We start from the raw sequence: 11891 nt of genomic DNA on the forward strand, positions 1-11891 counted from the left end.
GTTCCGCCGATTTGGAGACACAATGATCCCGTTGTCCTTCGCGCAGCGCCGGCTGTGGTTCGTGGACCGGTTCGAAGGCCCCTCACCGACCTACAACGGCGCTTTCGCCCTGCGGCTGACCGGTGAATTGAGCGTGGGCGCGCTGGAGTCGGCGCTGCGCGATGTCGTCGACCGGCACGAGGTGCTGCGCACGGTGATCGTCGAGGACGACGACGGCGTCCCGCACCAGCAGGTGTTGCCATCCGGTCGGGCGCCGTTCGACCTGCCGCTCGTCGAGGTCGCGACGCAGGAACTGGCGGCGGCGGTCGACGAAGCGGCCACCGCGACCTTCGACCTGGCCGCCGACGTGCCGATCCGCGCCCGGTTGTTGCGCAGCGGCCCGCGCGCGCACACCCTGGTGGTGGTGGCGCACCACATCGCCGTGGACGGGGAGTCCTTCGGTCCGCTGTTCCGCGATCTCACCATGGCCTACGCGGCCCGCCGGCAGGGCCGGGCCCCGGTGTGGGAGCCGCTTCCGGTGCAGTACGCGGACTACACGCTGTGGCAGCGCGACGTGCTCGGGGACGGGTCCGATCCGGACAGCGTGGAGGCCAGGCAACTGGCGTACTGGCGCGAGGCATTGGCCGATCTGGCGCAACCACTGGCGATCGGCACCGATCGCCCGCGTCCGAAGGCGATGAGCCACCGCGGCGATCGGGTCGACTTCCGCATCGACCCCGACCTGCTCCGGTCCGTGGAGAAGCTGGCGACGCAGGCGGACACCACGACCTCGATGGTCATGCACGCCGCGCTGGCGGTGCTCCTGCACCACCTCGGCTGCGGTGACGACATCCCCATCGGCGCGCCGATCGCCGGGCGCACCGACGAGGAACTGCGGGACCTGGTCGGGTTCTTCGTGAACACCTGGGTGCTGCGTGTGGACCTGTCCGGGAACCCCACCTTCCGCCGACTGCTCGACCGGGTGCGGGACCGGTCGCTCGCCGCCTACGACAACCAGGACATGCCGTTCGAGCGGCTGGTGGAACTGCTGAACCCGGACCGGTCCACCGCCTACAACCCGTACTTCCAAGTGATGCTTTCCTGGCAACCGCCGGTGCCGGGGCTTGAGTTCCCCGGCCTCGAGGTCCGGGCCGAGCGGCTCGAGACCCGCACGGCGAAGTTCGATCTGTTCTTCGACATGCTCCCGAACGGATCCGGCGCGGCGGACTGCGGGCTCGAGTTCGCCACCGACCTGTTCGACCGGGACACCGCCCAGGCCATCGCGAACCGCTTCGTTCGGGTGTTGGGTCGGCTCGTCGCCGATGCGGAGCGCCCGGTCGGCGGGATCGACGTGCTGGACGCGGTGGAGCGGGATCGGTTGTTGCTGCGGTTCAACGACACGGCCGCGGCGGGGTCGGAGCTGACGGTTCCGGGGTTGTTCGAGGGCCAGGTGGCCCGGACGCCGGACGCGCCGGCGGTCGTGTGCGACGGCCGGACGTTGACGTATCGGGAGTTGGACCGGCGGGCGAACGCGGTCGCGTGGGAGCTGGTCCGGCGTGGTGCCGGGCCGGAGGACCTGGTGGTGCTGGCGTTGCCGCGCACCGAGGACCTGGTGGTGGGCCTGCTGGGGATCCTCAAGTCCGGTGCCGGGTATCTGCCGATGGATCCGCAGTATCTGGGCGGGCGGGCCGGGAGTGTGTTGTCCGAGGCGGCGCCGCGATTCGCGGTCACCGACACCGCGACCTGGCGGGACCTGCCGGACAACGACATCGCGACGGTCGATCTCGACCGCCGTGCCGAATGGGACTCGCCCGAGGGGGCGCCGGACGACGCGGGCCGGGTCTCGCCGTTGGCGCCGGACAACCTGGCGTACGTGATGTACACCTCCGGTTCCACGGGCACGCCGAAGGGCGCGGCGATCACCCACCGCAGCGTCGTCAACGGGGTGCGCGAGTTGGTGCGGGTGTTGGACGCGCCGCCGCCGGGGTGGCGGATGTTGGCCGGTACGTCGGTCAACTTCGACGTCTCGGTCTTCGAGTTGTTGTCCGCGCTGTCCACCGGTGGCACCGCCGAGGTGGTGGCGAACGCGCTGGTGCTCGGCGAGCGGGACGGCTGGCACGGGCACGTGATCAGCGGGGTGCCCTCGGTGCTCGGCGAACTGGTGGAACACCTGGGCGGGACGAGTGGTGTGCGTACCGTCGTGTTCGCGGGCGACGTGCTCCCGGCCCGGCTGGTGCGGCAGGTGCGCGCGGCGCTGCCCGGCGCGCGGATCGTCAACTCCTATGGGCAGAGCGAGAGTTTCTACGCCACCACATTCTCCCTGGCGGCGGCCGAGGAGTGGGCGGCCGGCGAGGTCGCGCCGATCGGCACCCCGCTGGGGAACATGCGCGCCTACGTGCTGGGTCCGGGACTGGCGCCGGTGCCGCAGGGCGTGGTCGGCGAGCTGTACGTGGTCGGGACCTGCCTGGGCCGCGGCTATCACGGCCGACCCGGGATGACCGCCGAGCGATTCGTGGCCAACCCGTTCGGCCCCGCCGGGGAGCGCATGTACCGCACCGGTGACCTGGCCCGCTGGAACGCGCACGGCGAACTGGAGTGCCTGGGCCGCGGCGACGGCCAGGTGAAGGTGCGTGGCTTCCGGATCGAGACCGCCGAGGTCGAAGCGGCGCTCGCGCAACACCCGGGCATCAGCGAGGTCGTGGTGGTCGGCCGGGAGGTGCCCTCGGGCGGGCGCCGGCTGGTCGCATATGTCGTGCACACCGGCGAGGGCGGCGTCGGTGACGACGGCGCCGGGGGAATCGGCGACGTGGATGTACAGTCCGGTGCCTCGGCCGCCGAACTGCGCCGGTTCGTCGCGGCCCGGCTGCCCGACTACATGGTGCCGTCGGCCTTCGTGGTCCTGGGCCGGATGCCGCTCGGGCCGACCGGCAAGCTGGATCGTTCGGCGCTGCCCGAACCGGAGTTCGTGGGCGAGGTCTACCAGGCGCCGCGCACCGGGACCGAGGCGATCATCACCGCGGCGTACGCGGACGTGCTCGGGGTGGAACGGGTCGGCATCGACGACGACTTCTTCGCCGTGGGCGGGGACAGCCTGCGCTCGATCCAGGTGGTCGCCCGGGCCCGGGCCCGGGGCCTGGAGTTGACCACCCGGGAGATCTTCGAGTGCCGCACCGCGGCCCGACTGGCCGAGGTGGCCGCCACCCGCGGCGAGCGGGCGCCCGCGCTCGCCGAGGACGAGGGCGGCGGCGTCGGCCCGATGCCGTTGCAGCCGGTGGCCCGGCAGGTGTTCGAGCACGGCGGCGGCACGAACCGGTTCGCGATGGCGATGGCGCTCGAACTGCCCTCGGGCATCGACGCCGGCGGCCTGACCGCGACGCTGGACGCCGTGCTCGACCGGCACGACCTGCTGCGCGCGCAGCTGGTCCGCGGTGCCGAACTCGGCCTGGTCGCACACCCACCGGGCACCGTACGGGCCGAGGGCCTGATCCGCCGGGTCGCCTGCGACGGTCGGTGGGAGGAGCCGGCCCTGCTCGACCTGGCGAAGGCGGAGCTGGACCGGGCGACCGGGCGACTCGACCCGGAAGCCGGGACCATGGCGGCCTTCGTCTGGTTCGCCCCGGAGTCCGGCGCCGGCCGACTGCTCGTGGTGCTGCACCACCTGGTGGTGGACGGGGTCTCCTGGCGGATCCTGATGTCCGACTTCGCCGAGGCCTGGCAGCAGGTCCGCTCCGGGCGCACCCCCGAACTGCCCGCGGTCGGCACGTCGGCCCGCCGCTGGGCGGCGGCGTTGCAGGACGAGGCGCTCGATTCGGAGCGGGAAGCGGAACTGGCGTACTGGCGGGACCTGCTCGAGGCGCCGAACCCCCCGCTGGGCGCCCGGGCATTCGACCCGGCGGTGGATCTGATGTCCACGGTCGAGCACGTACGGGTGCACCTGTCCGCCGAGGACACCGAGGCGGTGCTGACCACGCTGCCCGCGGCGTTCCGGGGCACCGGGACCGACGTGCTGCTCGCCGCCCTGGCCCTGGCGATCAACCACCGGCGCGGCGCGGACCGGTCGACCCTGGTCCGGATGGAGGGGCACGGCCGCGAGGAGGAGGTCGTCCCCGGGGCCGATCTCTCCCGGACCGTCGGCTGGTTCACCAGCATGTACCCGGCCCGCATCGACGTGCGCGGCGTGGACTGGGCCGAGGTGTCGGCCGGCGGCGCCGCGGCCGGGCAGGCGATCAAACTGGTCAAGGAACAGCTGCGCGAGATCCCGGACAAGGGCCTGGGCTTCGGACTGCTGCGCTACCTCAACCCGGAGACCGCCGACCAACTCGCCGACCTCCCGGTGCCGCAGATCGGGTTCAACTACCTCGGCCGGATCTCCGACGCCGACGTGCCCGAACACCTGCGCGCGAACGGGTGGGGACCGGCGGCCTGGTCCGCCGAGCTGATCCCGGCGCCCGACCCGGACCTGCCCGCGCTGTCCGCGCTCGAGGTCAGCGCGGTCGCCACGGACACCGGGCTGCAGGCGATCCTGATGTACCCCGGCGGGCTGCTGGCCCGCGAGGAGGTCGTCGCACTGGCCGAGTCGTGGATGCGGACGTTGTCCGGCATGGCCGACTACGCCCGACGCCCGGACATCGGCGGATTGACGCCGTCGGACACCCCGCTGGTCCCGGTGCGACAGGACGAGATCGAGGCCTGGGAGGCGCGCTACGGCCGGCTGGCCGAGGTGTGGCCGATGCCCCCCTCGCAGTCCGGGATCCTGTTCCAGGCGGCGCTCGCCGACGGCTCCTTCGACGTCTACCACATGCAGTTCGTGCTGCACCTGTCCGGACACGTGGACCCGACGCGGATGCGCGCCGCCGGACAGGCACTGCTGGCGCGATACCCCAATCTGCGCTCGGCGTTCGCCACCGCAGCCGGCGGTGATCCGGTGCAGGTGGTGCCGGAGAAACTGGCCATGCCCTGGCGGCACCTGGATCTGACCGACCGCAGCGAACCCGAACAGGACGCCGCGCTCGACACGTTCCTCGCCGAGGACCGGGCCGACCAACTCGATCCCACCCGGCCGCCGCTGATCCGCCTGGCGCTGCTCACCTGCGGGCCGCAGCGGGCGAAACTGGTCATCACCGCGCACCACGCCCTGTTCGACGGATGGTCGTCGCCGCTGGTGATCACGGACCTGATCCGGCTGTACTCCGAGACCCGCGAGCTGCCCCCGGTCCGCAGCTACGGCGACTACCTGGCCTGGCTGACCGCACAGGACCGGGAGGCGTCGGCCGCCCGGTGGGCCGCCGAGCTGGCCGGATTCGACCAGCCGACCCTGGTCGCGCCGAACACCCTCCTCAAGGAGGCGGCGTCCGCCCTCGGGCGGGTCGAGGTACCGCTGTCGATCGACAAGGGACGCGAACTCGCCCGGCGCGCCGCGGAACTCGGGGTCACCCTGAACACGCTGCTGCAGGGCGCGTGGGCGATCCTGCTGTCGAAGCTGACCGGCCGGCAGGACGTGGTGTTCGGCGCCGCCGTCAACGGCCGCCCGGCCGACCTGCTCGGCTCGGACGAGATGGTCGGCCTGTTCATCAACACCCTGCCGATCCGGGTGTTCTGCCGACCGGACCACAGCGTGGCCGACGTGATCACCGAACTGCAGGAGCGACAGACCGCGCTGCTCGACCACAGCTACCACGGGTTGGCCGACATCCAGCGCAGCGTCGGGTTGCCCGCCCTGTTCGACACGATCGTGGTGTTCCAGTCCTACCCGATCGACCGCGAGGGCATGGTCGACGCGAACACCTCGGCGGGCTTCACCATCGACGGCATCCGGCCGTTCGCGGGCTCGCACTACCCGCTCACCCTCAACGCCGCCGACCCCTACCTGCGGCTCTCCCTCGACTACCAGGACAACCTCTACGACCGGGACGCGGCCCAGGAGATCGCCGCCCGGCTGGTCCGGGTGCTGGAGCAGTTGGCCGCCGATCCGGCCACGCCGGTCGGCGCCGTCGAGGTGTTGTCGGCGGCGGAGCGGGACCGGTTGGTGCGGGGGATCAACGACACCGCGCATCCGGTGGCCGCGGGCACCCTGCCGGGCGCGTTCGAGGCGCGGGTGGAGCGGGACCGCGACCGGGTCGCGTTGATCGGCGAGGGCGAGACGCTGACCTACGGGGAGTTCAACCGGCGGGCCAATCAGCTGGCGCATTGGCTGGTCCTGCAGGGCGCGGGCCCCGAGCAGTCGGTCGCGGTGCGGATCCCACGTTCGGTGGATCTGCTGGTGGCGATCTACGCGGTGGTCAAGGCGGGAGCGGCCTACCTGCCGATCGACACCGACCTGCCCGAGGATCGGGTGCGGCATGTGCTGGACAGTGCCGAGCCGCTGTTGCTGCTCGAAGGGGCGCTTCCGGACGTGTCCGGGTATCCGGTGCTGAATCCGGAGCGGTCGTTGTCGCCGGACAACGCCGCGTACGTCATCTACACCTCCGGATCCACCGGTGGCCCCAAGGGTGTGCAGGTGTCGCACCGGTCGATCATGAACCGACTGGCGTGGGGGCTCGCGCACTTCGACGTCACGGCCGAGGACCGGGTGTTGCTCAGCACGTCGGCGAGTTTCGACGTCTCGGTGCCGGAGCTGTTCGCGCCGCTGCAGGTCGGGGCGGCGGTGGTGATCGCACGTCCGGACGGGCGCCGGGACCCGGCCTACCTGGCCGAGCTGATCCGGCGGGAGCGGGTGACCGGCGCGGACTTCGTGCCCTCCCTCCTCGAGGCGTTCGTCGCCGAACCCTCGGCCAAGGACTGCACCAGCCTGCGCTGGATCGAGGTCGCCGGCGAGGCGTTCCCGGCCACGCTCGCCAACAGGTTCACCGGCCTGCTGCCCGACTGCGGCGCACACAACCTCTACGGCCCCACCGAGGCCGCGGTCGAGGTCACCGCGTGGCAGCACATACCCGGCGCGGACCGGGTACCCATCGGCGCACCGATCTGGAACACCCGGGTGTACGTACTGGACGCGACGTTGCGCCCGGTCGCGCCCGGGGTCGCCGGTGAGCTGTACCTCGCCGGTGCCGGGCTGGCGCGGGGCTACGTGGGGCAGCCCGGGTTGACCGCGAACCGGTTCGTGGCCTGCCCGTTCGGCCCCGCCGGGGCACGGATGTACCGCACCGGGGACCTGGTGCGGTGGACCGGGGACGGCCGGGTCGAGTACCTCGGCCGGACCGACTTCCAGGTGAAGGTCCGCGGCTTCCGGATCGAACTGGGCGAGATCGAGGCGGCGCTGACCGCGCACCCGGACGTGGACAACGCGGTGGTCGTGGTGCGCGAGGACCGCGCCGACGACCAGCGGTTGGTCGCCTACGTGGTGCCGGGCGGCTCGGCGGATCCGACCGGGCTCGACCTGGCGGCGCTGACCGAGCTGGTCCGGGGACGGCTGCCGGAGTACATGGTTCCGTCGGCGATCGTGCCGCTCGCCCAGTTCCCCACGACGTCGAGCGGCAAGCTCGACCGCAAGGCGCTCCCCGCGCCCGACCACACCGAAGCCGCGACCGGACGCGGGCCGCGCGACCACAACGAGGAAGTGCTCTGCCGGCTGTTCGCCGAACTGCTCGGGGTCGCGGAGGTCGGCATCGACGTCGACTTCTTCGAACAGGGCGGGCACTCGCTGCTGGCCACCCGGCTGATCGGCCGAATCCGCAACGAACTCGACATCGACGTGAAGGTCACGACGGTGTTCCGCAATCCGACCGTCGCCCAGTTGGCGGCGCGGATCGAGAAGTCGACCACATCGAACCGCCCCCAACTGCGCAAGATGACCGTGTAGGAGAAGCACCGATGATTCCGTTGTCCTTCGCCCAGCGTCGGCTGTGGTTCCTCCATCGTCTGGAGGGACCGTCCGCGACCTACAACATCCCGTTCGTGCTGCGGCTGGACGGGCCTTTGGACGCGGCGGCCCTGGCCGCGGCGGTGACGGATGTCGTTGCTCGGCACGAGAGCCTGCGCACCCTGGTGGTCGAGGACGCGGACGGCACGCCGGAGCAGCGGATCCTGGCCCCGGAGCAGGCGGTCCCGCGGTTCGCGGTGGTCGACGTGGCCGCGGACGTGGTGGAGGCCGCGACGCGCGCGGTGGTCTGCGAGGGGTTCGAGCTGGACACCGAACTCCCGCTGCGCACCTCGGTCCTCCGGGTCGGACCGCAGGAGCACGTGGTGGTGTTCGTGTTCCACCACATCGCGGCGGACGGGGCGTCGATGGCGCCGTTCCTGCGGGATCTGATGGCGGCGTACGCGGCGCGCCGGCGCGGGAGCGCGCCGGCGTGGGAGCCGCTTGCCGTGCAGTACCGGGACTACACGCTGTGGCAGCGGGAGGTGCTGGGCGAGGAGGACGACTCGGAGAGCGTCTCCGCCGAGCAACTCGCCTACTGGCGCGCGGAATTGGCCAAGGTTCCGCAGCCGGTGCAGTTGCCGCTGGACCGGCCGCGGCCGACCGCGGCCGGGCATCGCGGCGGCCATGTCGACTTCGAGTTGGACGCGGAACTGCTCGCCGGGATCGGGAAGTTGGCCGCGAACCGGGGTGCCACGGCGCCGATGGTCGCGCAGGCCGTGCTGGCGGTGCTGCTGCATCATCTCGGCGCGGGCAACGACCTGACCATCGGCAGTCCGATCGAGGGCCGTGCCGACGAGCAACTCGAGGATCTGATCGGGTTCTTCGCCAACACCTGGGTGTTGCGGGTGGACCTGTCGGGGAATCCGTCGTTCGGCGAGCTGCTGGAGCAGGTGCGGGACCGGGCCCTGGCCGCGTACGACAACCAGGACGTGCCGTTCGAGCGTCTGGTGGAGTTGCTGAGCCCGGAGCGCACCACCTCGTACCAGCCGCTGTTCCAGGTGATGCTGGCCTGGCAGTTCGCGTGGTCCGAGATCGACATGCCGGAGCTGCGGGTCACCCCCGTTCCGGCGGGCACCGGCACCGCGAAGTTCGACCTGTTCTTCAATATCGTCCCGAACCCGTCCGGGCGGGCGTACGCGCGCCTCGAGTACGCGACGGAACTGTTCGACCACACCACGGCCGAGAGTCTCGTCGACCGCTACGTGCGGGTGTTGCGGCAGGTGGTCGCCGATCCCGGCACCCGGCTCGGCGGAGTGGACGTGCGCACCGACGCCGAACGTGACCGGCTGGCCCGGCTGAACGAGACGACGGTACCGATACGAGCGACGACCGTGCCGGAACTGGTCACCGCCCAGGCGCTGCGGATCCCGGACGCGACTGCGGTGATATCCGGGGAAACCACGTTGTCCTACCGGGAGTTGACCGCCCGGGCGGATCGGCTGGCCGTGGTGTTGCGCGAGCGCGGGGTCGGGCCGGACGTCCTGGTGGCCGTGGCCCTGCCACGCTCGGCGGACCTGGTGGTCGCGCTGCTCGGGGTGCTCAAGGCCGGCGGCGCCTACCTGCCGATCGACCCCGAACACCCGGCCGCACGACTGGACCTGCTGCTCGGCACGGCCGCTCCCGCACTGCTGCTGACCGATCGCGGTACCGCGCCGACCCTGCCCGAGAGCCGATCGCCGGTGCTCCACCTCGACGACGCGGAGCTCGACGGCCCCGCCGTCGACGTGCCGGACGTCGGCCTGCGGCCGGACCACCTGGCCTACGTGATGTTCACCTCGGGATCGACCGGGACCCCCAAGGGCGTCGCCATCACCCACGCCGCCGTGGTCAACGGTGTGCGGGACCTGCGTCGGGTGGTGCAGGTCGAGACGGGTTCCCGGATGCTCGCCGCGACCTCGGTGAACTTCGACGTGTCGGTGTTCGAGATCTTCACCGCGCTGACCTCGGGCGCGAGTGTCGAGATCGTCCGTGACGTGCTCGAACTCGCCGAGCGTGACCGGTGGTCGGGCAGCACGATCAGTGCCGTGCCGACGGTGTTCTCCGCGCTGCTCGACGACATCGCCGGCAAGGGCCCGGGCGCCCTCGAACTCGATGTGCGGACGGTGATTCTCGCCGGTGAGGCGCTCTCGGCGGACCTGGTGCACAAGGTGCGCGAGGCCCTGCCCGAGGTCCGGGTCGTCAACGCCTACGGGCAGACCGAGAGCTTCTACGCCGCCACGTTCACACTTCCCCAACGGTGGACCGGGACCGGCGCGATTCCGGTCGGTCGGCCATTGGCCAACATGCGCGCCCACATCCTGGGACCGGAACTGGCGCCGGTCGCACCGGGTGTGGTCGGTGAGCTGTATGTCGCGGGCCTGGTTGCCCGCGGCTACCACCGGGCCGCCGGGGCGACCGCGGAGCGGTTCGTCGCCTGCCCCTTCGGGCCCGCCGGTGCGCGGATGTATCGCACCGGTGACCTGGCCCGATGGGACGACGACGGCCAACTGCGATACGCGGGACGAGCCGACGGCCAGACCAAGATCAACGGCATCCGGGTCGATCCGACCGAGATCGAGACCGTCCTCGGCCGGCATGCCGCGGTCGGCCAGGCGGCGGTGACGGTGCGCGAGGACCGGACCGGCATCAGGCGACTCGTCGGCTATGTGGCGCCGGTCTCCGGTGCTGCCGGCGGCGGCGACCGCGATGCGGACGCCGGGGTGTCGGTGGCGGAGCTGCGGCGGTTCATGGCCGAGCGGTTGCCGGACTACATGGTGCCCTCCTTGTTCGTGGTGTTGGATCGCCTGCCGTTGACGGCGACCGGGAAGTTGGATCGGGGTGCGTTGCCGGAGCCGGTGTTCGGTGGTGGCGGGTACCGGGCGCCGGGTGGTGCGGCGGAGCGGGTGTTGGCCGAGGTGTACGCGGATGTGCTGGATGTGGAGCGGGTGGGTGTCGACGACGACTTCTTCGCAAGTGGCGGGGACAGTATTCGTTCGATCCAGGTGGTGGCGCGGGCGCGGGCGCGGGGTGTGGTGGTGAGTACGCGGGAGGTGTTCGAGCATCGCACGGTGGCCCGGTTGGCGGAGTTGGTCGAGGGGCGGGTGGCGGACGAGCGGGTGACGTTGGCGGAGTTGCCCGGTGGTGGGGTGGGGTGGGTGCCGTTGCCGCCGACGGCCGCGCACGTATTGGCGTCGGGTGGTGGGATCGGGCGGTTCTGCATGTCGGCGGTGGTGACGTTGCCCGAGGGTGTGGATCGGGCGGGGTTGGTCGCGACGGTGCGGGCGGTGGTGGATCGGCACGACGTGTTGCGGTCGCGGTTGGATCGGGCGCGGTCGGGGTTGTGGATCGAGCCGGTCGGCACGGTGGACGTCGGCGCGCTGGTGCACGAGGTGCCCTGGGCGGGGGCGGACGTGCGGGGCGAGTTGCACGCGGCGGCGGGTCGGCTGGACCCGGACGCGGGCGTGATGGCGCAGTTCGTCTGGTTCGCCTCGGACGCTCCCGCGGAGTCGGGTCGGTTGTTGATCGTGTTGCATCACCTGGTCGTGGACGGGGTGTCGTGGCGGATCCTGGTGCCGGATCTGGTGTCCGCGTGGCGGCGGGTCCGGGACGGCCACACGCCCGAGTCGGCGGCGGTGGGTACGTCGTTGCGGCGGTGGGCGCACGCCCTGGTCGACGAGGCCGCCGCCCCGGCGCGGGTGGCGGAACTCCCGGTGTGGCAGGGGATCCTGGCCGGGGACGAACCGGTCCTCGGGGCCCGGGAGTTGGACCCGGCGCGGGACGTCGCGGCGACCGTCGACACGGTGCGTGTCACCGTCCCGGCGGAAGTGACCGGGACGTTGCTGGACACGGTCCCGGCCGTCTTCCGCGGCGGCGTCGACGACGCGCTGCTCGCCGCGCTGGCGCTGGCGCTGGCGCGATGGCGCGGGATGCGCGGGGTGGAGGGGTCCTCGACGCTGGTGCGGTTGGAGGGGCACGGGCGCGAGGAGCACGTGGTGCCCGGCGCCGATCTGTCGGGCACGGTGGGCTGGTTCACCGCGATGTACCCGGTGCGCCTGGACCTGGCCGGTGTCGACGT

2 protein-coding genes are annotated in these 11891 nt (G+C 72.0%); both read left to right on the forward strand.

The window, feature by feature from the left end; genetic code table 11:
- Positions 1 to 22 precede the first annotated feature (22 nt).
- On the forward strand, positions 23 to 7777 hold the full coding sequence (locus ABIA38_RS26115; protein ID WP_424641257.1) for an amino acid adenylation domain-containing protein: 7755 nt from the start codon (positions 23 to 25) through the stop codon (positions 7775 to 7777).
- A gap of 11 nt (positions 7778 to 7788) precedes the next feature.
- The coding region (locus tag ABIA38_RS26120; RefSeq protein ID WP_424641258.1) for an amino acid adenylation domain-containing protein at positions 7789 to 11891 on the forward strand (4103 nt) is incomplete at its 3' end.

This window comes from Embleya sp. AB8 (assembly GCF_049739465.1).
Classification (GTDB): Bacteria; Actinomycetota; Actinomycetes; order Streptomycetales; family Streptomycetaceae; genus Embleya.